At 63.3% G+C, this 24689-nt stretch carries 25 protein-coding genes and 1 riboswitch; of the genes, 14 read left to right on the plus strand and 11 right to left on the minus strand.

What is annotated here, in order from left to right; translation table 11 throughout:
* Positions 1 to 22: 22 nt before the first annotated feature.
* Positions 23 to 1228 (minus strand): hypothetical protein, encoded by a 1206-nt coding sequence (locus tag RIF72_RS12020; RefSeq protein WP_309075114.1) that lies wholly within the window; start codon positions 1226 to 1228, stop codon positions 23 to 25.
* Between the two features lie 297 nt (positions 1229 to 1525).
* Here RIF72_RS12020 and RIF72_RS12025 point away from each other — a divergent pair, with 297 nt between their 5' ends.
* The 3 genes from RIF72_RS12025 (at position 1526) to RIF72_RS12035 (ending at position 3677) form a co-directional block, all read left to right on the plus strand.
* Positions 1526 to 2236 (plus strand): hypothetical protein, encoded by a 711-nt coding sequence (locus RIF72_RS12025; protein ID WP_309075115.1) that lies wholly within the window; start codon positions 1526 to 1528, stop codon positions 2234 to 2236.
* A gap of 89 nt (positions 2237 to 2325) precedes the next feature.
* The gene (locus RIF72_RS12030; protein WP_309075116.1) at positions 2326 to 2877 is read left to right on the plus strand and encodes a sigma-70 family RNA polymerase sigma factor; all 552 of its coding nucleotides are present in this window, start codon (positions 2326 to 2328) and stop codon (positions 2875 to 2877) included.
* Positions 2874 to 3677, plus strand: a complete 804-nt coding sequence (locus tag RIF72_RS12035; protein ID WP_309075117.1) for a hypothetical protein — start codon at positions 2874 to 2876, stop codon at positions 3675 to 3677. Before RIF72_RS12030 ends, RIF72_RS12035 begins: the two co-directional genes overlap by 4 nt.
* 86 nt (positions 3678 to 3763) lie before the next feature.
* On the opposite strand, the gene ald is transcribed toward RIF72_RS12035, so the two are convergent.
* The gene (gene ald / locus RIF72_RS12040; RefSeq protein ID WP_091463716.1) at positions 3764 to 4882 is read right to left on the minus strand and encodes an alanine dehydrogenase; all 1119 of its coding nucleotides are present in this window, start codon (positions 4880 to 4882) and stop codon (positions 3764 to 3766) included.
* A 209-nt stretch (positions 4883 to 5091) separates the two neighbouring features.
* Here ald and RIF72_RS12045 point away from each other — a divergent pair, with 209 nt between their 5' ends.
* From RIF72_RS12045 to RIF72_RS12055, 3 genes are all read left to right on the plus strand, one after another.
* Positions 5092 to 6306 (plus strand): helix-turn-helix domain-containing protein, encoded by a 1215-nt coding sequence (locus tag RIF72_RS12045; RefSeq protein WP_309075118.1) that lies wholly within the window; start codon positions 5092 to 5094, stop codon positions 6304 to 6306.
* Between the two features lie 209 nt (positions 6307 to 6515).
* A complete protein-coding gene (locus RIF72_RS12050) occupies positions 6516 to 7841 on the plus strand; it encodes a hypothetical protein (RefSeq protein WP_309075119.1) in 1326 nt (441 codons plus the stop codon).
* A 19-nt stretch (positions 7842 to 7860) separates the two neighbouring features.
* A riboswitch (cyclic di-AMP (ydaO/yuaA leader) is annotated at positions 7861 to 8007 on the minus strand.
* 251 nt (positions 8008 to 8258) lie between these two features.
* Complete coding sequence (locus RIF72_RS12055; protein ID WP_309075120.1) at positions 8259 to 9329, plus strand: ATP-dependent DNA ligase; 1071 nt, start codon at positions 8259 to 8261, stop codon at positions 9327 to 9329.
* A 60-nt stretch (positions 9330 to 9389) separates the two neighbouring features.
* Here the strand turns inward: RIF72_RS12055 and RIF72_RS12060 are convergent, their stop codons facing one another.
* The 6 genes from RIF72_RS12060 to ptsP all read right to left on the minus strand — a co-directional run bounded on the left by RIF72_RS12060 (position 9390) and on the right by ptsP (position 14090).
* A complete protein-coding gene (locus RIF72_RS12060; protein ID WP_309075121.1) occupies positions 9390 to 9653 on the minus strand; it encodes a DUF6480 family protein in 264 nt (87 codons plus the stop codon).
* A gap of 164 nt (positions 9654 to 9817) precedes the next feature.
* Positions 9818 to 10639, minus strand: coding sequence for an alpha/beta hydrolase (locus RIF72_RS12065; RefSeq protein ID WP_309075122.1), 822 nt, complete (start codon positions 10637 to 10639; stop codon positions 9818 to 9820).
* Positions 10636 to 11301 (minus strand): maleylpyruvate isomerase family mycothiol-dependent enzyme, encoded by a 666-nt coding sequence (locus RIF72_RS12070; protein ID WP_309075123.1) that lies wholly within the window; start codon positions 11299 to 11301, stop codon positions 10636 to 10638. Before RIF72_RS12070 ends, RIF72_RS12065 begins: the two co-directional genes overlap by 4 nt.
* A 39-nt stretch (positions 11302 to 11340) precedes the next feature.
* The gene (locus RIF72_RS12075; protein ID WP_309075124.1) at positions 11341 to 11745 is read right to left on the minus strand and encodes a helix-turn-helix domain-containing protein; all 405 of its coding nucleotides are present in this window, start codon (positions 11743 to 11745) and stop codon (positions 11341 to 11343) included.
* A 338-nt stretch (positions 11746 to 12083) separates the two neighbouring features.
* Entirely contained in the window at positions 12084 to 12362 is a 279-nt protein-coding gene (locus RIF72_RS12080; protein ID WP_309075125.1) for an HPr family phosphocarrier protein, read from the minus strand.
* Between the two features lie 27 nt (positions 12363 to 12389).
* Positions 12390 to 14090: a phosphoenolpyruvate--protein phosphotransferase gene (gene ptsP, locus RIF72_RS12085; RefSeq protein ID WP_309075126.1), complete on the minus strand. Its 1701-nt coding sequence runs from the start codon at positions 14088 to 14090 to the stop codon at positions 12390 to 12392.
* Positions 14091 to 14219: 129 nt separating this feature from the next.
* Here ptsP and RIF72_RS12090 point away from each other — a divergent pair, with 129 nt between their 5' ends.
* From RIF72_RS12090 to RIF72_RS12125, 8 genes are all read left to right on the plus strand, one after another.
* Entirely contained in the window at positions 14220 to 14942 is a 723-nt protein-coding gene (locus RIF72_RS12090) for a TetR/AcrR family transcriptional regulator (protein WP_309075127.1), read from the plus strand.
* Positions 14943 to 15009: 67 nt separating this feature from the next.
* Complete coding sequence (locus tag RIF72_RS12095) at positions 15010 to 17028, plus strand: PTS mannitol transporter subunit IICBA (protein WP_309075128.1); 2019 nt, start codon at positions 15010 to 15012, stop codon at positions 17026 to 17028.
* Positions 17028 to 18176 (plus strand): mannitol-1-phosphate 5-dehydrogenase, encoded by a 1149-nt coding sequence (locus tag RIF72_RS12100; RefSeq protein ID WP_309075129.1) that lies wholly within the window; start codon positions 17028 to 17030, stop codon positions 18174 to 18176. Before RIF72_RS12095 ends, RIF72_RS12100 begins: the two co-directional genes overlap by 1 nt.
* A 171-nt stretch (positions 18177 to 18347) precedes the next feature.
* Complete coding sequence (locus tag RIF72_RS12105; protein ID WP_309075130.1) at positions 18348 to 19298, plus strand: siderophore ABC transporter substrate-binding protein; 951 nt, start codon at positions 18348 to 18350, stop codon at positions 19296 to 19298.
* Between the two features lie 24 nt (positions 19299 to 19322).
* Complete coding sequence (locus tag RIF72_RS12110; protein ID WP_309075131.1) at positions 19323 to 20330, plus strand: ABC transporter permease; 1008 nt, start codon at positions 19323 to 19325, stop codon at positions 20328 to 20330.
* Entirely contained in the window at positions 20323 to 21348 is a 1026-nt protein-coding gene (locus tag RIF72_RS12115; protein ID WP_309075132.1) for an iron chelate uptake ABC transporter family permease subunit, read from the plus strand. The genes RIF72_RS12110 and RIF72_RS12115 overlap by 8 nt, the downstream gene beginning before the upstream one ends.
* 16 nt (positions 21349 to 21364) lie before the next feature.
* On the plus strand, positions 21365 to 22123 hold the full coding sequence (locus RIF72_RS12120) for an ABC transporter ATP-binding protein (RefSeq protein WP_309075133.1): 759 nt from the start codon (positions 21365 to 21367) through the stop codon (positions 22121 to 22123).
* A 134-nt stretch (positions 22124 to 22257) separates the two neighbouring features.
* The gene (locus RIF72_RS12125) at positions 22258 to 22596 is read left to right on the plus strand and encodes a hypothetical protein (RefSeq protein WP_309075134.1); all 339 of its coding nucleotides are present in this window, start codon (positions 22258 to 22260) and stop codon (positions 22594 to 22596) included.
* Between the two features lie 168 nt (positions 22597 to 22764).
* Here the strand turns inward: RIF72_RS12125 and RIF72_RS12130 are convergent, their stop codons facing one another.
* The 3 genes from RIF72_RS12130 to RIF72_RS12140 are packed head-to-tail and all read right to left on the minus strand — an operon-like array spanning position 22765 to position 24688.
* Positions 22765 to 23526: an ABC transporter permease gene (locus RIF72_RS12130; protein WP_309075135.1), complete on the minus strand. Its 762-nt coding sequence runs from the start codon at positions 23524 to 23526 to the stop codon at positions 22765 to 22767.
* A complete protein-coding gene (locus RIF72_RS12135; RefSeq protein ID WP_309075136.1) occupies positions 23523 to 24326 on the minus strand; it encodes an ABC transporter ATP-binding protein in 804 nt (267 codons plus the stop codon). Before RIF72_RS12135 ends, RIF72_RS12130 begins: the two co-directional genes overlap by 4 nt.
* A complete protein-coding gene (locus tag RIF72_RS12140; RefSeq protein ID WP_309075137.1) occupies positions 24326 to 24688 on the minus strand; it encodes a DUF1048 domain-containing protein in 363 nt (120 codons plus the stop codon). Before RIF72_RS12140 ends, RIF72_RS12135 begins: the two co-directional genes overlap by 1 nt.
* Between the last annotated feature and the right edge of the window lies 1 nt (position 24689).

A 24689-nucleotide genomic window follows, 5' to 3' on the forward strand; every position in this document is an offset into this window, starting at 1 on the left:
GGCGGTGGTGTGGTGGCGACGGTCAGTTGTTCAGGAAGTCGACGAACCCGGTTACGGAATCCACAAGTCCTTTGGGACTGAGGGTGATCTGGCCACCCGCGCCCAGACCCAGTTCGGCGGTGAGCTTGGCTCCCGCGCCCAGAGTGAGCCCGTCTTCATCCATGGAAGCAGTAAAGAAGTGCCCCTCACCCGCTCCGGCGGCCACCGTCGCGTTGAGTGTCAGTGTTTGGCCCAGGACTTCGACATATCGGCTCCCTGTCAGCTCAGCGCCCGCTCCTGCGCTGAACGCAGTACCTGAGACATCGCGGCCCTTGACACTGATTTCGCCTTCACCGGCGCTGGCCCAAGCCCCGGCGCGCAATTCTCCGCCTTGTCCCAAGGCGAACAGCCCACCAGCGAACTCGGTCTTGTTGTCCATGGTGATTTTTTGACCCGCGAAGCCCTCACCACCAGCCGAAAACAGGAAGGGGCTGCTTGCGTTGGCGTGGGCGCTCGCCTCGACTCCTGTCATGGCACGCGTCGTGGCGGTATTGCTGACCCAGCCGTCAAAGAACTCTGACTTTATGGTGGTGATGTTTTCCGCGCCAGCGAATGCTTCACCGTTGGCGTGGGCATTGGGAAGTCCGAGTCCGAATGGCACACTGGCCCCGAACTCGCCATTGGCGCGGGCGCCGACGAACGTTTCGTTGGTGACGGTGGTCTTGACGGGCCCGTACTCAGTCTCCGCCTTCCAGGTCATGTCACCTCCGCTGGAAGCCTCGCCGGATCCTCCGAACGCGATGCCTCCGGGACCAACGGAGCCATGGGCTTCGCCGGTTGCTTGGCTGTCAATCGAGCCGCTGCCCTCGACCGTGACCGGGCCATAGCTGGTGGGATCAAAAGTGAACCCGAGGGCATCGGGAATGCTCTTTCCATGCCCTGTTGAAGGTCCACCCTTGGGTTCGCGTCCCGGACTGCCCGAGGAAGCTTGTTCCTGCTGCTCGGCGTTGAGTTTCAGGGCGCGGGCGTTGGTGCGCAGGCAAGCAGCTGCCGCTCCCAACCGTCCATGGAGATCGCTCTGCCACCGGCTTCGGAACTGTTCAGCATCATTTCCCCGCCAGAAGTTGCCGTTCTGAATCAGCGCAGTGAGCTGTTGTTGAAGCTTGGTGATCTTCTCCGCCTCGGAGTCCATCACTGCCGAAAGTCGTCGGAGATCCCCGACGTCAGCGCCCACCAATCCGTGTCCCACTAGGTACCCAACCCCATTACGTATCCCCTGACGTAGTGATCTGTCGATCGCCGGGCATCCAACGGGCCAGGCGTTTCCTGAGCATAGTTGCCTGCAGTGGACGCGGCCATGGGGACATCTAACCAATGTGGATAAAGTGCAGCACGCCAAGCCCTGAAAAAGAATTTCGGACAACGCGTAACCTCACCGAGGCCCCGAACGATGTAAGGGGAGTGCGGGCCACGTCCGCACGCTGATCATCCGGTCGCGACCCAACCGCGGCCGGGGCAATCCCAAAATCGTTTGTCGGAGGGTTTCATGTCCTTGTTCACTATCCTTGCCACCAGCAAAGTCGCCGCAGGCGTCCTGGCTGCCGGAGCCGTAGCTGCCGGTGGAACCGGCGTCGCTGCCTTCAATGGCGCGCTTCCCACCGGAATCCAGCAGACCGCGCATGACCTCGTTGGCGCTCCGGCCCCTGTTGCTGAGAAGGCCGCCGAAGCAGCCGACGCCGCCGAAACCGCCAAGACCAAGGCGACTGACGCCGTCGAGACCGCGCAGGCAACTGCAACTGAGGCCGCCGAAGCCGGCCAGGCCAAGGCCGCCGACGCCGTATCCGATGCCAAAGCAACGGTGGAAGACGCCACGTCCCCGGAGGCTTTCGGCCTCTGCACCGCGCTCCTCAATGGCGGCCTGAAGTCTGACGCCAAGGTCCCCGGTTTCGAGTCCTTGACCATTGCTGCCGGCGGCGAAGCCAAGGTGGAGGCGCACTGCGAGGCCGTGGTGGAGGCAGGTAAAGCTGCCGGCCTGAAGACTGACGGCTCGGTGACGGCAGAGGCCGACGTCGACGCTGCCGTGACGTCCGAACTGCCGGTAACGCCTGCAGTTCCCGCCGTTCCTGCAGTGCCCGCTGTGCCGGGAGTTCCCGCCACACCTGCTGTCCCCGCAGTGCCTGCCGTCCCTGCGACGCCTGAGCTGCCGGCACAGGTTCCCGCCGACGTTCCGGCCGCACCGCTCGATTCTGTCCGCTAAGCAAGCAGCGGTTACGGTTTAAGGGCGGGGCTCCTTGGCTTAGGACAAGGAGCCCCGCTACGTAGTGTGTGGGACGGAGGCATCCACGGGTGCTTGACCCTTTGGCTGATGAATACGTGCAGGCGGATCAGGACGATCCCGCCCTGCTCTTCACGGCTGCCTACAACAACTTCGCCGGACCGGTGTTTGGCTACCTCCGGGCAAGGGGCGTGGACGACCCCGAAGCCGTGACGCAGGACGTCTTCCTTGCCCTGTATCCGAAGCTGGAAACGCTCCACGGCGGGCTTTCAGGGGCCAAAACCCTGTTGTTCTCCATAGCGCATGCGCGGATGGTGGACCACTATCGCAAACGCGAACGAACGCCCGAGACGACACCCTACGAACCGGACCTGGACGCGCGGCGGTCGCCGTCGGCCGAAGACCAGGCCTTCGGACGGGTTGCCGGCCTGGGCGTTACTGAAATTTTGGACGACCTCCCTGATGATTATCGGGAGGTCCTGGCCCTCAGGGTCGTCGCCGACGTGTCGGTGGAAGATACGGCGGCGATCATGGGTAAGTCCCAGGGAGCCGTCAAACAGCTACAACGCAGGGCATTGAGTGCACTGAAGAAGCGTGCACTACTAAGGAACGGCACATCATGAGCGAACAATTCACGCCGCGCGGACGTCATGACCGGCATGCAATCGACCACCTGCTGGCCGACTCCGGTTTCACCGACGATGCCGAGCTGCGCACTGAACTCCTTGAGCTCCGTTCACTAGCCAACGCTGCTCCCTTGCCGTCCGACGCAGTCCGCGCCCTCATGGTCGGCAGCCCGGCCGCATCGACGGGTGCGCCGACGGCGGTACTCGCCACTGTTGCTGCTGAATCCGCCCCCGTGAACGACCTGCCAGCTGACGGCGTGCCCGCGGACGAACTTGCCGCCCGGCGTCGGAAGAAGCGTCGGACGGCCATCGCAGGCCTCGCCGTAGCTGTGTCCTTGGCTGGCGGCGCAACCGCTGCCGTCGCTTCCGAGGGCGGCCTGCCGGGCGCTTTCCAGCACCTCGGGGCAGCAATCGGTTCGGTGGTCTCGCAATTAAACCCCGGTTCGGGCAGTGCTCCCCAGCCCGATGCCCCGGCCGGTACCACTCCTGAGCCGTTGCCTGTCCGGGAAGAGCCGCAGCAAGCTCCTGCCACGGTCGTACCTCAGCCGACGCCCGCCGCACCGGGCAACCCGGTCGTTCCTGCTCCTGAGCCACAGCCTGGCGGAGCGTCGCCGCACACCCCCAAGGCGCCGTCCCACAAAGAGCCCGGTAATGGGGTCATCCCCACGCCTCCAGCGTTGCCCGTGACCCCGCCGGAGATCGACCCTTCCAAGATCGATCCCTCGAAGCTCGGCCCCTCCGGCGTCCCCGTCCCGGTTCCCTCGGAGCTGATCCCGTCGCTCCCCGGAAAGCCCTAGGGTCCAGCCCCAACTCGCGCGGGGTTAAACCACGACGGCGGGGTGCGGCTTCGCGTGGAAGCCGCACCCCGCCGTCGAGCTTCAAGCTACGCGGAGACCAGCGTGTGCCAGTCGTTGACGAGGGGCAGGTTGTGCGCCTCGGAAACGGAGTGGTGTGCCACGTGGCCAGCGGCGATGTTGAGGCCGGCAGCCAGGGCGGGGTCGCGGTCGAAGGCGGCCTTGACTCCCAAATTGGCCAGTGCCACCGCGTAGCGCAGGGTGACGTTGGTCAGTGCGTACGTGGAGGTGTTCGGAACAGCGCCGGGCATGTTGGCAACGCAGTAGAAGATCGAGTTGTGGACCTTGTACGTCGGTTCCTGGTGGGTGGTGGGGTGTGTGTCTTCGAAGCAGCCGCCCTGGTCAACGGCGATGTCCACCAGCACCGAGCCCGGCTTCATGCGGGCAACCAGTTCGTTGGTGACCAGCTTGGGAGCCTTGGCGCCCGGGATCAGCACGGACCCGATCACCAGATCTGCGTCGATAACTGACTTCTCGATCTCGTAGGCGTTGGAGGCAACGGTCTTCAGGCGGCCCTGGTAAAGGGCGTCGAGTTCGCGCAACCGGTTGATGTTGATGTCCATGATGGTGACATCAGCACCGAGTCCCAGCGCCATGGCGGCAGCGTTGGTTCCCGCAACGCCGGCGCCGAGGACAACAACCTTCGCCGGACGGACGCCGGGTACGCCGCCCAGGAGAACGCCCTTGCCGCCGGCCGGAGCCATCAGCGAGGAAGCGCCCACTACTACGGACAGGCGGCCTGCTACCTCGGACATCGGGGCCAGCAGCGGCAGGGTGCGGCCTTCTTGGACGGTTTCGTAGGCGATAGCGGTGACGCCGGAGTTGATGAGCTCAGCGGTGAGCTCGGGCTCGGCGGCCAGGTGCAGGTACGTGAAGAGAATGAGGCCCTTGCGGAAGCGGTGGTACTCGGCCGCGATGGGTTCCTTGACCTTCATGACCATGTCCGCACGGCCCCACACGTCATCTGCTTCGTTGACGATTTCGGCGCCGGCGATCGAGTATTCCTCGTCGGTGATGCCCGAGCCGAGGCCTGCGCCGCGCTCAACCAGAACGGTGTGTCCGTGGGTGCGGAACTCGTGGACACCGGCAGCTGTAATGGCTACGCGGAACTCGTTGTTCTTGATTTCTTTGGGGACACCGATGATCATTTGTGGGCTCCATCGTTAGCGGCCACTTCGGCCGAAAAATGTGTTGCGGGCTGTGATTCCAGAATAAATCCGGTTGTGAGGCAGGCGACATGAACCAGGAGCCGCCCTCAGGAGGAAAGCCCGCAAAGCCAAGGATCTTCTGCAACTCAGCTCGACATTTGTCGAGCACCCAAGCGTCAAGTGTCGCCTGCTGTTGGTACGCTTGCCAGATGCAGCAGGACGTGGAACAGATCGTTGAACGCGTTGCGTTGAAGCTGGGCCGGGGACTGTCCTTGGAAGATCTCGACGGCGTTCTTCTCGCCTATAGCTCCAACCAGTCCCACGCCGACCGCGTTCGCGTAAATTTCCTCCTCAGCAAGCGGGTCCCCAGCGATGTCAGCGCCTGGCAGCTCGCACATGGCATCGCTACGGCCGTACGACCCGTAGTGGTGCCCGCCAACGACGAACTCGGCATGCTGGGCCGCGTCTGCGTGCCACTTTTGGTCCGCGGTTTCCGTGTGGGGTACTTGTGGGTGCAGCTGGACCTTGAAGAACAGAGTGCGACGGCGATACTCGCCGAATTGCCCGGCGTGCGGGACGAACTGGACCTGTTGGCAGGCTTGCTCCTGGATTCCAATACCGCCGAATCGGAGTTCCGGCGAAGACGTGAGCAGGAGTTCCTGTCAGCCTGCGGCGGCGAATCGAACGCTGTGGCCGCCGTCGCAGGTTGGAAGGAAGTTCAGGGGCGCGGTCCGTGGCAGTTGGTGACCATTCTCGACCCGGATGGTGCGAGGTCCGACGTCGATCCCATTGCAGCTACCCTGACGCATCGTTCAGCGGCGCTGCAGTCCACTATCGGAGTCAACGCCGCCTTGTTCAGCGCCGGAACGGAGACGCATTCGGTGGTCCTGTTCCGCGAGTCGGGCGGCCGGGCAGACCATGCCCAGGTGCTGGTGCACTATCAACTGGAGCTTGCGAAGCGCGCTGGCCGCAAGGTGGACAGGGTGATCCTGGGCATCAGTGAACCCTTCCAAGTCATCCGGCAGCTATCAGGCGCCTACCGTCAATCCAAGGTCGCTGCGCAGGCGGCTGCCGTGGACCTGCCACTAGGAGAACTCGTGGACAGCCGGACCGTTGGTGTCTATCAACTTTTCGATCGCTTGGTGGCACCCGGCGGCTGGGATGACACAGGATCGGTGCATTTTCAGGCCCTTGAGGAGCAGGGCAAAAACGGCGAACTCCTGCCTGTCCTGGAACTGCTCTATGACAATGACGGCTCGGTACAGGACGTCGCCGCCAAACTTCACCTCCACCGGAGCAGCATCTACAACCGGCTCGGCCGGATCCGCCAACTCATCGGCGCTGATCCGTTGAGTGGCGCGATCCGGCTCGAGTTGCATTCGGCCCTGAAGGCGCGGCGCTGGGCCAAGCGGCCGCGGATCTGAGCTTACGAGCGCCGCAAACGCTGGCAGCTCCACCGTCCCATCCGGCGACGGAAGGTGGCAGTCCGGCTGCTGCTGCAGTACCGGCTATGCCACCCCGCGTGGGCGGAGGTACGGGGCAGGCGGGTGCTCAACCGAGAACTTTCTGGGCTGCATCCAGGATGTCCTGAAGCGCGGATTCGCTGGGCTCGGGTGCCGAGGCGGCCTGCGGCTTGCTCGGCCGCGGCTTGGACGTCGGCGTTGCCGTTTCTGTTGGAGTCGGTGTTGGCGTCGGCGTGGGAGTGACCGTCGGCGTCGGCGAGGTTGTGGGCGTCGGAGTGGTGGGCGGCGTGGTGACTGTGTCCGACGGCACCTCGCTCGGCGCGGGGGAAGGCTGGGTGGGGGCTGGGCTTGTCACCCCAGGGACGGCCGGGACTGAGGAGGGGACAGCCGATGGAACCCAAACCGGGTCCGCGAGGGATACCTTCGGGGTCGGAGTCGACGACGACGACCCGGCCGTGGGTGCCTCCGCTAACGTCGCGGGCTGGCCGGCTTCCGAGGACGCTGTGGCAACTGACGAGGCTGATGGCGACGCTGATGGTGCTGAAGCCTTGGAATACGAGGCACTGGGCGCGGGAGACGCGGAGCCAGAGTTCCTGTCGCCAGCGCTTGCTTCCTGCGCAGGGGTTTCCTGGCCGAAGAACGGAAGCTCGAGGGCTTGCCCCAAAGTCCCGGCCGTCAGCACGAGCCCAAGCGCACCTGCAACCACGGCCATGCGCTGGCTCATGTGCCTGACCGACGCTGCTTTCCGAAGAGCGGCGTGTGGTTCGCGACCAAATGAAGACGTGGACCCCAAGCTGGACCTGGCAGCAGAGGGTGCGGCAGCCTGGGTTCGGACATCCTTGCGGCTTGCCAATGCTGCCGACGCCGTTGCCGCGGCAGCAACCTGCGCGGGGGACTTGCCCCGAGGTGACTCAGCGCGGGGTAACCCGGCGGCTTCGGTTGTGTTCGTGGATTCTTCGCGGGCAGACACCACGGGAATGGCTGTCGTGGTGGGTTCCGGCGCTGAAGGCTGGACCACTGGAATGGCTGCGGTTGCAGGTTCCTGGGCACGGAACTCCTGCGAATCCGGCTCCAAGCCGGCCGAGGGTGCACTTGCCGGGGTCACAATGGGGATCGCCGCGGTAGGGGGTCCCGGTGTGGTCGACCTCCGGGCCGCTGTATCAACAGTAGGTATCGCAGCAGTAGCGGGTTCCGCCTGCTCGGACGGCTCAGGTGTCGACTGTGACGCCGACGCCTCAGGCGCAATCACCGCAAGGGCCGCACGCTCCCGCTCAGCCGCACGAATTTCCGCACGAGTGGCAGGCGCCGCCACGGCGGGCATGGCCGCGGTGGCGGGTTCCGGCGTCGTGCCTGTATTAGTCAGGCCTGCGTCATCTGGGTTTGTGGGCGCAGCGGCGGAGTCGGCCGGTGCTCCGGTGGGGAATCCGCTGGGTTGGGCCCGACGGCGTCCGGTTGGCTTGGTGCGCTCGCCTTCAATGTGGGCGCGGCGCGGCTGATCCATGGTTGGGGACATGGTTGTTGCCTCTCAACGCCTTCGAGGTTAGCTGTCGGGTTCGGACGAGGCCGTCCGGCCGCCTAAGCGGCTTCACCCCGAGGGCTTGGAAACCAAGCCCGGGAACTGTGGGTCCCCCGCCTCTGCCGCGGGTCTGGCGGATCCCGGATTGCGGCAGAGCTCGGCGTCAATCCGGAAGCGGCCCAGCGGAGATACGGGTCGCCCTACGACGGTACATGAGCAGGAAAGTAAAGTCACATTAATGTAACGGGCGGTAGGCCTGCCCAAGCGAGGCGGTTCTATGACTTAGGCTTCGGGGCTGTCGCGGGAGCCTAAGTCATGCTGGAGTTTCCGGGCGGGCGAGCAAGATATCCATGGCCCAACACTAGCTTCGCGGTGTACCGGCAGGTAGACATTGTCTATGGACCTGCCTGTGATGCCACCCGTCTCGCCCATGCTCGCCAAATCCGTTCCGGCCATCCCCGATGTTGGGCACTACGAGCCCAAATGGGACGGGTTCCGGACCATTGTTTTCAAGGACGGTGAAGAGATCATCCTGGGCAGCCGCAATGAGAAGCCAATGACCCGCTACTTCCCCGAAGTGGTGGAGGCGCTCAGGAAGAACCTGCCGGACAAATGCGTAATCGACGGCGAGATCGTCCTGATCGAGGGCAAGAGGCTCGAATTCGAGGTACTCCAGCAGAGGATCCACCCCGCCGACAGTCGCGTGAGGATGCTCGCCGAGAAGACTCCGGCTTCCATGATTGTGTTCGACATCCTTGCCTTGGGCGATGAGAATCTTATGGACAAGCCGTTCTCCGAGCGCCGCGCCATCCTGGAACGCGCGCTCGCCAAGGCCGAGCCGCCTATCCACGTGACCCCCGCTGTGACGGACCTCGAACGGGCGCAGGAATGGTTCGTGCAGCTGGAAGGTGCAGGACTGGACGGCGTGCTGTCCAAGCCGCTGACCGGGACCTATCAGCCCAACAAGCGCGTGATGTTCAAGACCAAGCACGAGCGCACGGCGGATTGTGTAGTGGCCGGATTCCGCTGGCACAAGACCGCGAAAGTTGTGGGCTCGATGTTGCTCGGCCTTCACGATGACACGGGCCGGCTGCATCACGTGGGAGTGGTGGCATCGTTCCCCATGGCCCGCAGGGAGGCCTTGGTAGCCGAGCTTGAGCCGTATCAAGTCGAACTCGGCGAGCACCCGTGGGGTGAATGGGCCAACCAGGACGAAGCTAGCGGGGGATCACGCATGCCCGGCGCCCAAAGCCGGTGGAGCGGCGGCAAGGATTTCTCGTTCGTGCCGCTGCGCCCCGAGCTCGTGATCGAAGTGGCGTACGACTACATGGAAGGCGACAGGTTCCGGCACACCACGCAGTTTCGCCGCTGGCGGCCGGACAGGACCCCCGAGAGCTGCACGTACTCCCAGCTTGAGGAGCCCGCTGAATACGATCTCGGGGAAATCCTGCAGCTGCCGAACAGCTAGGACGTTGCCAACCCGCTGCTACGTCGCTGGTACCAACGGAGCCGCGGGTTGGCGACTGTGTTACTCCTCGTGGCCTTGGTCGCTGCTCATGCTGCCTTCGGCGGGCGGGGTTTCTCCCGGGGGGACTCCGCCGCCAGGCTCCAGGCCAGTGACGTTGCCGTCGAGGGGATCCGGGTTGGCGGATGCGGCGGGGTCCTCATCCTCGTCCTGGCGCATATCGGGATCCTCGTGGATGCTGTCGGCATCGGACGTAGTGTCAAACGGCCCTGTGGCGCCGGTTGCGCCGAAGCCCTGGGTTTCTTCATTCGAGGTTTTGTCAGTCACGATCGGCCCTTTCGTAAGCAAACTTACTAATGTGCTTGCTCCGCCAGCCTAGCCGGGACCAGCTAACCCAACAAGCCAATTCAACAAGCCAACTCAACAAGCCGAGCCCGCAACCAACCCAATAGGGGGCACTCAACTCAGGCGCCGGCGTCGTGCGTCAGCGCTCAGAGGTGAGTCGTCGTGGCGGTGACGAAGCTCCGGATGGCATCCGCCACGGCCTTGGGACGCATGTGTTGCGCCACGTGCCCGACCCCCGGAATCTCCACCAAACGCCCCTGCGCGACTGCCCTTGATAGCCGCAGCGCCCAGTCCGGTCCCGCCACATGGTCGCGGCTGCCCCGCAGGATCAGCACCGGCACCCCAACGCCCGCCAGCCGTTCCTCGGTCCGGTAACTCATCATGAGGGGAAGTTCAGTGAGGTACCAGCGCGGGCCGCACCGGAAGTAGTCCGAGATGACGATCCAGTTGGACGACGGGCTTTCGCGGAGCAGCCCGTCCAGGAAGAGCGCCAAAGACTGGCGGCGAACGTTCTTGTGCCGGGAATCCACCACCGGCCCCATCAGCACCAACTGTTTGATCTGATCCGGGGCATGCAAAGCCGCTTCGATGGCAAACTGCACTCCCATCGAGTGCCCCACCAACACGTAGGAGTCGATGCCACAGGTCTTAAGCGCCTCAGCAATGAAGGCTCCGTAATCCTCCACTGAAAGCTGACGGCCGGGCTTGGGTGTTCCGCCAAAACCGGGCAGGTCCAGGGAATAAGTGGGCGCGCCCGCGGCCAGGACTGCGTGAAGCCGCGCCAAGTACCGATGCGATACGCCAATGCCATGAATCAGGATGTAGGCGGGCTCAGTCAGGGGCTCTGCGCCCGGTTCCGGCCGGGGCGTGCCCTCCGTCCAGAGAATCCGTCCGGTCAGGCCCCTGACGTCGACGTCGGCGGACAGGAATGTTGCCGCCTTGTTCTGCGCCTTGCCCCGCGCGTTCACTGGTTTTCCAGGCTCTGCAGGAACACCGGAGCCCCCGGCCCGCTCACTTCGTCGTGCCTGATCGGCCGACCGGACACAGCAAGCAGCAGGGCTATGGCCGGACCTTCAACTGTGGGACCGTTGCCATGATCGAACGGAGTGTCAGTGGCTACCAAGCGCCAGCCCCCGGCGATTTCCTTGCCGCCACCCATTTTGGTGGTGGTCTTCACTTGATAGCTCAGAGCGGTGGCCACATGCTCGGCAGGGTATTCGCGGCGGATCCCCAGGGGACGCCGGATGTCCTCTCCGTGCACGAACGCCTCAACCAAGCGGGTGGCTAAGCTCGCCGGCGGGCCTGAGGTCCGTGAGAGCACAGCGCGCAGCCCGTTCAGCGTCTGCGAGGGTTCTCCTGTGTTTTCGCGCTCCACACCCTCGGCGTTATCGCGGTCAAAGTCCATGCGGGAAGCTATCAGCCGGCGGATGAAGTTGAGCCGCGTCGTCTTAGCGCTGTCGATGACGTGGGCCAGGACGTCGTGCACATCCCAACCGGCACACAACGACGGCGTCTGCCATTGAGCTGTTGGAAGCGGCTCCAAATCCTGCAGCAGGGCACGGCGTTCATGGTGCACCACGGGCCAGACGGTCGAAGGGGAACTTGAAGCCATACCGCTATTCAACAGCATGCCGGGATTCGAGGGCGGTTAAGTGGTCGCTTCGTTCTTTTAGCCGGCGTCATCGCCTGCACTCAGTTCCGCCTGCTGCCTTTTCTTCTGCGTTTCAAGCCACGCCATGATGGCGGCCTGCCGGATCCGACGATGCGTCCCCCGGTACTCCACCGGTATTTCGCCGCGGTCGGTCATGTTGCGCAGATAGGTGTGAGAGATGCCCGCGAGATCTGCGGCCTGCGATGTGGTGAGCATTTCCTCGACGCTGCTCACCGTCACCGTTTCGCCACGGCTCAGTCTCGCGAGGAGGTCGACGACGGCGTCCCTCGCCTCATTCGGTAGGCGGTGGACCGTGCCATCCACGAACACGGTGATGTCGTTGCTGTCCTCGAGGGAGCGCGCCAGATTCCGGGCGTCGTCGGCGGGGAGACCGGCCGTGACGCGGGGAGCTATCAATGCCATGGCAGAAGCCTAGCCTGTGGGAGCCGGGGGCCTGAGTGAGCTGCCCATTTCGATGGTTCCCTGCGGGCAGTGCCGTGCGCACGGCACGGTGTGCGGCCTGGCCACGAAACGGGTGAGGGCGGCCGATCCGGGCAGCCTACAGCGATGCCCGAAGCTCGGCGGCATTGGCCAGCTCTGCAGCCAACCCTTCACCAGCGTTCAGGGCAAGGGCGTCCACGCAGCGAGCTACCCGATTCGGGGGTTCCCTGCGGGCAATGCCGTGCGCACGGCACGGTTGGCAGGGAACCCCCGAAACGGGGGCAACCCGTGCAGAAGGAGAAGAAGCCCGCCCGCTTCAGCTACTCCGCGTCCAGGTCCGTCTCCAGCAGCTTCACCAGCGCGTCCAGCGCAGCGTCGGCGCCGTCCCCCTCAGCCCGCAGCACAACGACGTCGCCCTTAGCGGCGCCGAGCGTCATGAGCGAAAGGATGCTGGCGGCGTCGAGCGCGTCATCGGCAGGTTCGCCTTGCATGGCAATGCTGACTTCCACGGGCTGCTCGCCAGCGGCTTCCGCGAACAGGGCGGCAGGGCGGGCGTGCAGGCCGGACCGGCTGGCGATGGTTGCTGTGCGTTCGGGCATGGTTCTCCTAAAGGTCGGAAACGGACGTTAGAGGCCGAGCTCTTCGAGCACGGGCAGCTTGGCGCGAACCCAGTCGCGGGCTTCGGTGGCGCTGGGAGCGGACAGGGCCAGCGTGGCCAGCTCCTGGGCCTGTTCAAGCGTCACGGTTTTCAGGACAGTCCCGACGGCGGCCAGCGAGCGCGCGGTCATGGACAGCGTGGTGACGCCCAAGCCGGTCAGTACGACGGCGAGTGCCGGGTCAGCTGCTGCCTCACCACAGACGCCCACGGGCTTGGCACTACCTTCGCGGCCAGAGCTTTCCTGCTCCGCACCTTCAACGGTGAGCTGCACGAGCCTCAGCACGGCGGGCTGCCACGGAGTGTTGAGTTCCGCGAGGGGTCCGAGCTGGCGGTCCGCGGCCATGGCGTACTGAGTGAGGTCGTTGGTGCCAAGGGAGGCGAACCCGACTTCGCGCAGCACCGTGGCAGCGGTCAAAGCCGCGGAAGGAACTTCCACCATGACACCAGGTGTCTGGATTCCGGCGGCGGCGCACAGTGAGGCGAATCGTCCGGCTTCCGCGGCCGTGGAGATCATGGGGGCCATGACCCAAACGTCTGCTTCGGACTCCGAAGCTGCCCGGGCGATGGCTTCGAGCTGACGCTCCAGGACACCAGGCGTGGTGAAGTCGGTGCGGTAGCCGCGAACACCCAGTGCAGGGTTGGGTTCGGTGGCGTCCGTGAGGAACGGGAGGGGCTTGTCGGCGCCAGCGTCAAGAGTGCGCAGGACAACCTTCTTACCCGGGAATGCGTCAAACACGGCTTTGTAGGCTGCGGCTTGCTCGTCCACGGAGGGCTCGGTGTCGCGCTCCAGGAAGCAGAATTCCGTGCGGAACAGGCCGACGCCTTGGGCGCCCAAAGCGGCAGCAGCCACGGCGTCCTTGGCACCGCCCACATTGGCGAGGAGCGGCACCAGGTGGCCGTCCGCCGTCGTGCCGTTTCCGTCGAATTCGGCGAGGGTGGCGGAGGTTTCCGCCCAGGCCGTAGCGGCAGCGCGGTGCTCGTCAGCGGGTGAAACGGCCACAAAACCAGCCGCGCCGTCCACATAGACCTCGGTTCCATCAGCAATGTCGTCAACACCATGCGCGGCAACCACGGCCGGCAGGCCGAGCGAGCGGGCGATGATGGCCGTGTGGGACTGCGGGCCACCACCTGAGGTCACCAGTGCCTGCACCACCGCGGGATTCAGTGTTGCGGTGTCGGCGGGAGCGAGGTCCTCGGCCACCAGGATGAAGGGTGTGTCGGAGGCAGGGATGCCGGGAGCGGACACGCCGCGAAGTTCGGCCACGATGCGGGCGCGTACATCCAGGACGTCGGTGGCGCGCTCGGCCATGTAGCCGCCCAGGTTGTGCAGCATTTCGGAAACGGACGCACCGGCCTCCCAAATAGCGCGCTCTGCCGAGGATCCGGCAGCGATGAGCTTGCTCGCGGACTTCAGGAGCATGGTGTCTTTGGCCATGAGGGCCGTGGCTTCGAGGACGGCTTTGCCGTCGCCGGAAGCACTGTCCGCGCGTCCCTTGAGTTCGTCATGGACGGCCTGCGCAGCCGCTTTCAAGCCCGCGACGGCGTCTTCCGGGCTCACGTCCGCAGCCAATCGCTCTCCCGACGGCGGTTCACTCACCGGCTTGGGCATCTGGCGGACGGAACCAATGATGCGGCCAGGGCTTACCCCTACTCCTTGGAAATTCTGCACTGAATCCTCTGTTCCTGCTTGTTGGTTCAGGCCCGCCGGCGACGGCACCGGGAGCCTCGAAAACTAGCCTACAAAATTCCTTTGTGAGCCACTTCATATAGCAACGCTATAGATGCTAGGGTAGCGGTTATGAGTTTCGATGACCAGCTTCCGCCTAAAATTCGGTTGCTTCGCGCAGCTGCCGAATTGCTGGCGAATTCGGAGGGGTCAGCGGTCTCGACGCGCCAGATCACCAAGCTTGCCGGGGTCACGGCGCCAACGCTCTACCACCACTTTGGCGACAAAGAAGGCCTGTTCGACGCCGTCGTATCAGCCGGCTTTGAAGAGTACGTGGCGGGGGAGCGGGACTTTGCACCGTCCGGGGAGCCCTTGGAAGACGTCCGGCGGATGTGGGACAACCACGTCCAGTTCGGGCTGAGCCAACCCCATCTTTATTTGGTCATGTTCGGCAATATCAGGCCGGAAAGTCGCCCGGCAATCGTGGCCGATGCTGAAGCGCTTCTGGAAGAAATGCTGAACAAAGCCGCTATCGCCGGACAGATCAATGTGCCGCCCCGGGAAGCGGCGCGGAGCATCCTGGCGGCCAACGTGGGCGTCACGCTCATGCTGATCGCAGAACCGGTGGAGGAACGGAATCTCGAGCTCTCAACCATGACCCGGGATTCCATGATTTTCGCCGTCTCCACGGACACCGCCCGTGGCGCCGCAGGGGACGACTCCGGCAAGTCGTCCGTAGTTGTTGCGGCAATCGCCCTGAATGCGGCACTGCAGGCCTCGCATTCGGACCAACTTTCCAGCTCTGAACTGAAGCTCTTCCTTGAATGGCTTCACCGCATTTCCAGCAGCTCCTAAAGGCTGCGCTCTCTCGATCTATATCGACTGACCCCGCGCCGCCGCGGGACACACGTTAGGAATTCACATGGCAACAGAGACAGTTGCGAAGCCCCGCACCAGCGTGCGCGTTGGTGTCCAAAAGTTCGGAACATTCCTGTCCGGCATGATCATGCCCAACATCGGCGCCTTCATCGCCTGGGGCCTCATCACGGCCCTGTTCATCGAGAAGGGCTGGATTCCAGTTGCGGAACTGGGTGGTTTCGGCACGAACGCCGAGGGTGATCCCAACGTGGGCATCGTCGGCCCCATGGTCACGTATCTCCTTCCGATCCTGATCGCCTACACAGGTGGCCGGATGGTCTACGACGTCCGCGGCGGCGTGGTCGGCGCCATTGCAACCATGGGAGTCATCGCAGGTACTGACGCGCCGATGTTCATCGGGGCCATGATCATGGGCCCGCTGGGTGCCTGGACCATGAAGAAGATCGATGCCCTGTGGGACGGCAAGATCCGCCCCGGTTTCGAGATGCTGGTCAACAACTTCTCGGCCGGTATCTGGGGCGCGCTGTTGGCGCTGGGTGGCTTCTACGGCCTTTCCTGGGTAGTCCAGCGCTTCACGGACGGCGCCGGCGCAGTTGTCGGGTTCCTGGTCAACAACGGCCTGCTGCCACTGACCAGCATATTCATCGAGCCGGCCAAGGTCCTGTTCCTCAACAACGCCATCAACCACGGCGTGCTGACTCCGCTGGGCATCCAGCAGTCGCTGGAACAGGGCAAGTCCATCCTGTTCCTGCTTGAAGCCAACCCCGGCCCGGGCCTGGGCATCCTGTTGGCGTACATGTTCTTTGGCCGTGGCGCCGCGAAGGCTTCGGCTCCAGGTGCCGCGATCATCCACTTCCTCGGTGGTATTCACGAAATCTACTTCCCGTACGTCCTGATGAAGCCGATTATCATCCTGGCTGCCATCGGCGGTGGCATGACGGGCATCGCTACCCTGGCCATCACCAATTCCGGCCTGGTTGCACCTGCCGCGCCGGGTTCCATCATCGCGGTTTTGGCACAGACGTCCCGAGACAGCTACGTTGGCGTGATTCTCGCTGTCGTCCTGGCCACGGCAGTGTCCTTCCTCATTGCCGCGGTCATCCTGCGGACCTCAAAGAACAAGGGCGAGGACGACCTCTCCGCAGCTACATCCCGTATGGAGTCCATGAAGGGCAAGAAGAGCTCCGTCTCCTCGGCGCTCACCGGTACCAACGCCGGTGCCCAAGGCGGCGCCGTCCTCACCCGCCCTGTGCAGAACATCGTGTTCGCTTGCGACGCAGGCATGGGTTCCAGTGCCATGGGTGCCTCGGTGCTGCGCAACAAAATCAAGGCCGCTGGCTTCCCGGATGTGAAGGTCACAAACTCTGCCATCGCGAACCTCAGCGACACGTTCGACGTTGTGGTCACGCACCAGGACCTGACCGAACGTGCACAGCCACGCACGTCCAGCGCGGTGCATTACTCGGTGGACAATTTCATGAACAGCCCCAAGTACGACGAAATCGTGGAACTGGTGAAGACCAGCAACACCGAAGGCCCTGCTGCCGCCCACGCAGACAGCGCGGTCGAGGCGGCAGTAGCCGCCACGCACGGGGCGCATGCCGCTGAGCCGGCTGCCGCCGCCGAAGGCAAAGGCGTCCTGCTCCGCGAAAGCGTTGTCCTGAACGGCACTGCAACCGATCGTGACGCAGCGATCGACGAGGCCGGAAAGCTCCTGCTGGATCGCGGCGCCGTGGACGTCAGCTATGTCCACGCCATGCACGAGCGCGAGGAATCCGTGTCCACATATATGGGCAGCTTCCTCGCCATCCCGCACGGCACCAATGATGCCAAGGAGCACATCAACCACTCGGCGGTGTCCATCATCCGCTACCCGGAGGGCATCGACTGGGGCGGCAAGCAAGTGAAGTTCGTGGTGGGCGTCGCTGGCATCAACAATGAGCACCTCCACATCCTTTCCTCCATCGCAAAGATCTTCACCAACAAGGCTCAGGTGGCCCAGCTGGAGGAAGCGACCACGGTTGACGAAGTTTTGGAGCTGTTCGGAAAGGTCAACGCATAGTGAAGGCAGTCCATTTTGGGGCAGGCAACATCGGGCGCGGCTTCGTGGGGTTGCTGCTTCACGAGGCCGGCTATGAGGTGGTATTCGCGGATGTTGCGGATGCGCTGATCAGCCAGCTCGCGTCGGCCAGCAGCTACAACGTTCATGAGGTGGGCGAGAACCCGGCGGTCAAGACCGTGACCGGTTTCCGCGCTTTCAACTCGGGTTCGCAGGAAGCCGCTGTTGTGGAGGAAATCTCGACGGCGGAGGTTGTCACCACTGCTGTGGGGCCGCACATTCTGAAGTTCGTGGCACCGGTGATTGCCCGCGGGCTGGCTGCCCGGCCCGCAGACTTGCCACCTCTGCAGGTCATGGCTTGCGAGAACGCCATCAACGCCACGGATCTCCTCCACACGGAGATCCGGGCCGCTTGGGACGATTCCGCCGGGGAGTTGGACGCCGTCGCGGTTTTCGCCAACACGGCGGTTGACCGTATCGTCCCCAATCAGGCGCCAGGCCAAGGTCTGGATGTCACGGTGGAGACCTTCTACGAGTGGGTCATTGACCGCACGCCGTTTGATGGCGACGCACCGGTGATCCCTGGTGCCACATTCGTGGACGAGCTTGGCCCGTACATCGAGCGCAAGCTGTTCACCGTGAACACGGGGCACGCCTCGGCGGCCTACTTTGGTTACGCAGCAGGCTTGGAGAAGATCTCCGATGCCATGGCTGATCCGGCTGTGGGTGCGAGGGTCCGGGCGGTGCTGGAGGAAACCAAGGAACTGTTGGTTGCGAAGCACGGGTTCGTGGAGGCCGAGCAGGAAGCGTATGTGCAGAAGATCCTGTCCCGTTTCACCAACCCGCATCTGCCGGACACGGTGAATCGTGTAGGTCGGGCGCCTCTGCGGAAGCTAAGCCGGCATGACAGGTTTGTGGGCCCTGCCGCGGAGTTGGCTGAGCGTGGCGTGACGCCGGTGGCCCTCCTCGAGGCGATGTCGGCTGCCCTCCGTTTCGACGACGGTAGCGACGACGAAGCCGTGGAGCTCGCCAACTTGCTGTCCGAACTGGACGCGACTGCCGCCGTCGAGCGCATCACGGAACTGACGCCGTCGCACCCGCTGTTCCCGGCGGTCCAAAAGATCGTGGAGGATCGTCAGGCCGAAGCGTAAACACTCCGACGCAAAGTCATAAAGGCTCTCCAGTGGTAGAAAAACAAGTGAGTTCTGTCACTTTTAACCACTGGAGAGCCTTTCGGTTTTGAAGTTAGCCTCACCTTACTAATAGAGTCAAAAAGCAATTAGGCAACAGATCTATGACTTATTAGTGAGCGGAGTGCTGGCGTGAAAAAGAGGCTGTCGAGCTACATCGGGGCATTGGCTGCAGGCGCTGCCTTGCTGGCTGTTACGGCGTGTGGAGGCGGGGCAACGGCTTCCTCGCAGCCCGGGGAAGCCGGCACCATCACCATCGAGCACGCCCAGGGCTCCACCTCCAACGTTCCCGTGAACCCGGCCAAGGTTGTCACCTTCGACCTCGGCGTGTTGGACACCATGAACGCGCTCGGGGTCGAACCCTCTGGCGTTCCCGTAGCGAGCTACCCGGAGGCACTGAAGAAATTCTCCGAGGCCAAGTACGCCAAGGTTGGCTCGCTCAAGGAGCCGGACTTCGAAGCCGTCAGCTCTGCCGCGCCGGACCTCATCATCGTCTCCGGCCGCACCGCCGGCGCCTATGAGGAACTGAGCAAGATCGCACCGACCATCGACCTCTCGGTTGACGCTGCCAATCCCATGGAAAGCTTCAAGGCCCAGGCGGAGAAGCTCGGCAAGATCTTCACGAAGGAAGGCGAAGTCGCTTCCAGGCTCGCAGAGGTAGACAAGACCGTCGCGGACACCAAGGGCAAGGCCGCATCGGCCGGCAAAGGCTTGATCGTCCTCACCTCAGGCGGCGAAGTCACCGCCTACGGCGCTGGCTCCCGCTTCGGCATCATCCATGACGTCCTGGGCGTTCCGACCGCCGCCGACGTCAAGACCGAGGGCTCCCACGGCGAGGCCGTTTCCTTCGAATACATCAAGGAAACCAACCCGGACATCCTGTACGTCATCAACCGCGACACCGCGATCGGCACTGCTGGCTCCACCGCCAACCCGATCCTGGACAACGAGCTCGTGAAGTCCACCAACGCCGCCAAGAACAACAAGATCGTCAACCTCGATCCTGCCGGCTGGTACATCGTTGGCTACGGCTTGAACAACGTTCAGGCCATGGTCACGGCAGTGTCCGACTCCGTCGCCTGATACCGCATCACCTGAAATCCTGACGTGACAACTACAGCCGTGCGCCCCACGGCACCAGCAAGCCGCAACCGGACTGGCGAGAACGCCCGCCTGGTTGCGGCTGCTGCCGTTGTGCTTGTGATCGCGGTCGGCAGTATCTTCGTTGGGGTCAGTGACGTCTCACTGCCCGCCTTGTTGGCGAACGACGCCGGTGCTTGGGAAATCTTCCAGGTCTCCAGGGTGCCGCGCACCTTGGCTGTGGTCCTGGCCGGCATGGCCGTCGCCGTTGCCGGATTGATCATGCAACTCATGGCCCGGAACCGCTTTGTTGAGCCGTCCACCGTTGGCACTGTGGAGTCTGCGACACTGGGCATCCTGGTGGTCACGGTGCTGGCCCCGGACTCTCCCATCCTCACCAAGATGCTGGTGGCTTCTGTGTTCGCCGTGCTGGGCACGGCGCTCTTCCTGGCCATTCTCCGCAGGCTTCCGGCACGCAATACCCTGCTGATTCCGTTGGTGGGCATCATGCTTGGCGGCGTCATTGCGGCCGTCACTACTTTCTTCGCCTACCGCTTCGACCTCCTCCAAACCCTCAGCAACTGGATGATCGGTGACTTCTCCGGCGTGCTCCGTGGGCGGTATGAACTGCTGTGGATCGTGGCTGTGCTGGTCTTGGTGGGCCTCTTTGCTGCTGACCGCTTCACTGTTGCCGGAATGGGCCAGGACTTCACCACCAACCTGGGCCTCAACTACGCCCGCACCATGCGGCTCGGCTTGATGATCGTCTCGTTGATCTCGGCTGTTGTGGTTACCACGGTGGGTGCCGTGCCATTCCTCGGCCTGGTGGTCCCCAATATCGTCTCCTTGCTGTTCGGCGACAACCTCCGCCGTGCGGTTCCTTGGACAGCCCTTTTTGGAGCGGCATTCGTTCTGGTCTGCGATATCATCGGCAGGACCATCCGATTCCCCTATGAGGTGCCAGTGGGCATGGTCATGTCAGTCCTTGGCGCCATTCTCTTCCTCTTCCTGCTCTTGAGGAAACGCAATGCCTGAAAACCCCGTGTCCATGGCGCCGGCGCCCTCTGCTCCTGCCCGCATGCGGTGGCGGGAAGCCATCCGGAGCACCCCGCCGGGACTGGTGATCGCCATCTTGGCGATTGCCGCCGTCGTGCTTGTTGCCGTTTTCCTGACGATCGACCTCAAGGGCAACATCGCATACGTGCTGCCGCGCCGGGCTATCAAAGTGTCCGCGATGCTGCTGGTGGCCGTAGCGGTGGGCGTGTCTACGCTGCTGTTCCAGACCGTGACGGCCAACCGGATCCTGACGCCGTCCATCATGGGTTTCGATTCCCTGTACATCCTGGTGCAGACCGCCTTGGCGTTCGTTGCCGGTGCCGCGACGCTGGCGACCGCTCCATCCACGCTCAAGTTCGGGGTGGAGATCCTGCTGATGGTGGGGTTCAGCGCATTCCTGTACCGGTGGATGTTCACGGGTGCCACGCGATCGCTGCACCTGCTGTTGCTCGTGGGAATCGTGCTCGGTACCTTGTTCCGTGGTTTCTCCTCGCTCCTGCAGCGGCTGATGGAACCGAGCGAATTCATCATCCTGCAGGACTTGTTCTTTGCCAGTTTCAACAACGTGGATCCAGGGTTGCTGGGAGTTTCCGCTGTGCTGATTGCCCTTGTATGCGTTGCTGTGTGGCGCATGCGGCACACTTTGGACGTGCTGGCGCTGGGCCGTGAAGTGGCCATCAACGTGGGCGTCGATCACAAACGCGTGGTGATGCGGGTGCTGCTCGCGTGCTCGCTGCTGGTGGCGATTTCCACTGCTCTTGTGGGGCCGGTGACGTTCTTCGGGCTCTTGGTTGTCAGCCTCGGTTACCAGCTCTGCCGTGGATTCCGGCATGCGTGGCTGCTGCCGATCGTGGTCCTTATTGGTGCGATCGCACTGGTGGGCGGCCAGTTGTTACTGGAACGGGTGTTCGGCTTCGCCACTGCTTTGAGCGTGATCATTGAGTTCACCGGCGGCATCCTCTTCCTCTACTTGTTGCTGAAAGGCTCGCTGAAATGATCGCTGAGGTCTATCCATGATTACCGTCCGCAACGTGACCAAGCGCTACGGCGGAGCCACCGTGCTGGATGACGTGTCCTGCGAAATTCCCCGCGGCGGCATCACGTCCATCATTGGTCCCAACGGTGCGGGCAAGTCCACGCTGCTCTCCCTGATCAGCCGCCTGCAGCCCATGGATGCCGGGGGAGTGTCCGTTGCCGGCCTGGGCGTCACGGCGACGCCCAGCAAGGAACTGGCCAAGACCATGGCAATCCTCCGGCAGGAAAACCATCTGACCATGCGGCTGACTGTCCGTGACCTCGTGGCGTTCGGGCGCTTTCCGCACAGCGGTGGCCGGCCAACGGTTGAGGATCTCGAGCACGTTGACGAGGCCATCCGTCAGTTGGACCTCACATCCATGGCGGACAAGTTCGTGGACGAGCTCTCCGGCGGTCAGCGTCAGCGTGCCTACATTGCGATGGTGCTGGCTCAGGACACTGAATACCTGTTGCTTGATGAACCGCTCAACAACCTGGACATGAAGCACTCCGTGGAAATGATGCGGCTGCTGCGGCGCTTGGCCGATGAACTCGGAAAGACAATCGTGCTGGTGGTCCACGACATCAACTTCGCGTCCTGTTACTCGGACACCATCCTGGCTATGAAAAACGGCCGGCTCATCCATCAAGGCACGCCCTCGAACATCATGCGTGCGGAGATGCTGCGCGACGTCTACGACATCGACATCCGCATTGAGGAGATCGACGGCAACCGTATCGGCGTGTACTTCGCCTGACGTCCCTGCCCGCCTGCTTCGGTAAGGTCAGCAACCTTACTTTCGAGGGAAAACGCTGCTAACTTGGCAGCATCGCTGATGTGGATCGCCGGACCGGACCGTGGCCCGGCAGCGGAAAACAGGAGGTATCTTCAGTGAACGACACCCCTCAGCACAATGAACTGCCTTTGGCTGATTACGATCACATCCCCAGTGGAACCTTGCCGTCCAGGATCTCAGGTCTGGACCAGGGTGGGATCGAGCAACTCCTCAGCTACGAGCGAGCCCATGGCAACAGGCTGCCGGTCGTCCAAATTCTGGAGCACCGGCTTGATGCGCTCAAGAACGGCGCTGAGCCCAGCGGGACCACGTCGCCCAGCACTCCCGAGGTCAGCCGGACCAGTACGGGTTCACCAGTCAGCCCGGCAACGTCCGGCCCGCCGATCAACCCGCCGTCCCAGGGCGTTCCCACCAATCCGTCACAGCCGCGGTGACATGGGGCAGAGGGTGATGTGAATTAACGCCGACGTCGGCACCCAATCCCGGGTGCCGTCGTCGTAGTCTCTGCGTGTTCCAGAGTTAGCGCGCTGCCGCGGTTTCAGCCTCGGACATCTGCTGGAGAGAGAACATGGCAATGAAGGGTCTCTGGCCCGCTCTGATCGCTAGGCGATCTGGCGCTTGTAGGCCGCTGTGGCAACCGCGTAGGAGACGGCGAGGATCCCCAGGCACCAAGCCAAGGCCACCCAAATATCGCCGCCCTCTGGGCGTTGCGCGAACAGGTCCTGGATGGTGTTCACGATTGACGTCACCGGCTGGTTTTCGGCGAACCAGCGGACCGGCCCCGGCATGGTCTCCGTGGGGACGAAGGCCGAGCTGATGAACGGCAGGAAGATCAGCGGGTAGGAGAACCCGCCGGCGCCATCCACCGATTTGGCTGAGAGGCCCGCGACGATCGCAATCCACGTGAGCGCCAAGGTGAACAGCGCCAGGATGCCTGCGACGGCCAGCCAGTCCAGCACGTTGGCCGAAGTGCGGAAGCCCATGAGGAGAGCCACCAGGACGATGATCAACAACGAGAGTCCGTTGGCCACCAGCGACGTCAGCACGTGGGCCCATAGAACGGATGAGCGTGCTATGGGCATGGACTGGAACCGCTCGAAGATGCCGCTCTGCAAGTCGGTGAAGAGTCGGACTGCCGTGTAAGCGATGCCGGAGGCGATCGCAATCAACATAATGCCCGGGAGCAGGTAGTTCACGTAGTTCTCGGTGTCGGTCCTGATGGCTCCGCCGAACACGTAGACGAACAGCAGCATCAGGGCGATCGGCGTGATCGCAGTGGTGATGATGGTGTCCACGCTCCGGAAGATGTGCCGCATGGAACGGCCCAGCAGGACCGAGGTATCTGCAAAGAAATGGGTACTCATGACCTGTCCTTTACTGACTCGTTGTTAGCCGCTTCGGCGCCGTTATTGGTGCCGGTGCCCACGAGGGCCAGGAAGATGTCCTCCAGGCTCGGCTGCTTCTCCACGTATTCCACCTTGGCCGGCGGCAGCAGCTGCTTGAGCTCGGCGAGGGTGCCATTGGCGATGATGCGACCCTCATGCAAGATGGCAATCCGGTCCGCGAGTTGCTCGGCTTCGTCGAGGTACTGCGTGGTGAGCAGGACCGTGGTTCCTTTCTTGGCGAGGTTCTTGACGATCTGCCATACCTCCAGCCGGGCCTCCGGGTCGAGGCCGGTAGTTGGTTCGTCCAGAAAGATCACCTTCGGGTCGCCGATCAGGCTCATGGCAATGTCCAGGCGCCGACGCATACCTCCGGAGTACATGGCCACCTTGCGGGAGCCTGCTTCGGTGAGGCCGAACTGCGCCAGCAGCTCGTCTGCGATTCCGCCCGGGTTCTTCAGGTGACGCAGCTTCGCCACCAGGACCAGGTTCTCCTTGCCAGTCAGGACTTCATCCACTGCGGCGAACTGTCCGGTAAGGCTGATGGACTGCCTCACTTGGAGTGACTCTGTTGCAACATCAAAGCCTTCGACGGCGGCCGAGCCGGCGTCCGCTTTCAGCAGCGTCGACAGGAGTTTCACCATAGTGGTCTTGCCCGAACCATTGGAGCCAAGTAGGGCAAAGACGGTGCCGGGCTCTACTTCAAAATCCACTCCCCGGAGCACGTGAAGATCCTTGTAAGACTTCTCGATGCCCTTTACGCGGATTGCCGAAGTAGCCATTATCCCGCCTCCTTCGCTTTGTCGATTGCCTTGGTAAGGCGCTCGCGTTCCTTGTCGATCCATCGCTTACCGCCGTAGGCCTGGGCGAAGCTTTCGGCGAATTCGATGGGGTCTTCGCCGACGATTTCGCCCACAGGCGTACCGTCAATTGCGGCCCGTTCCCATAGGTCGGCCAGGTCGGTGAACATCTGCACCATGGTGTCGCCCTCAGTGACGCCGCCGTAGTACATCAGATACCGGTTGAAGGCCGTGGCCACTGTCAGGTAGGGCTCAGGCAGGGCATTAATCCTGGCCTTGGCTTGCTTGTACTGCTTCTTCTGCTCAAGTGATCCGGTGACGAGTTCGATCCATTTCGCTGCCATG

Origin of the sequence: Paenarthrobacter sp. (assembly GCF_031180005.1) — a bacterium.
GTDB lineage: Bacteria > Actinomycetota > Actinomycetes > Actinomycetales > Micrococcaceae > Arthrobacter.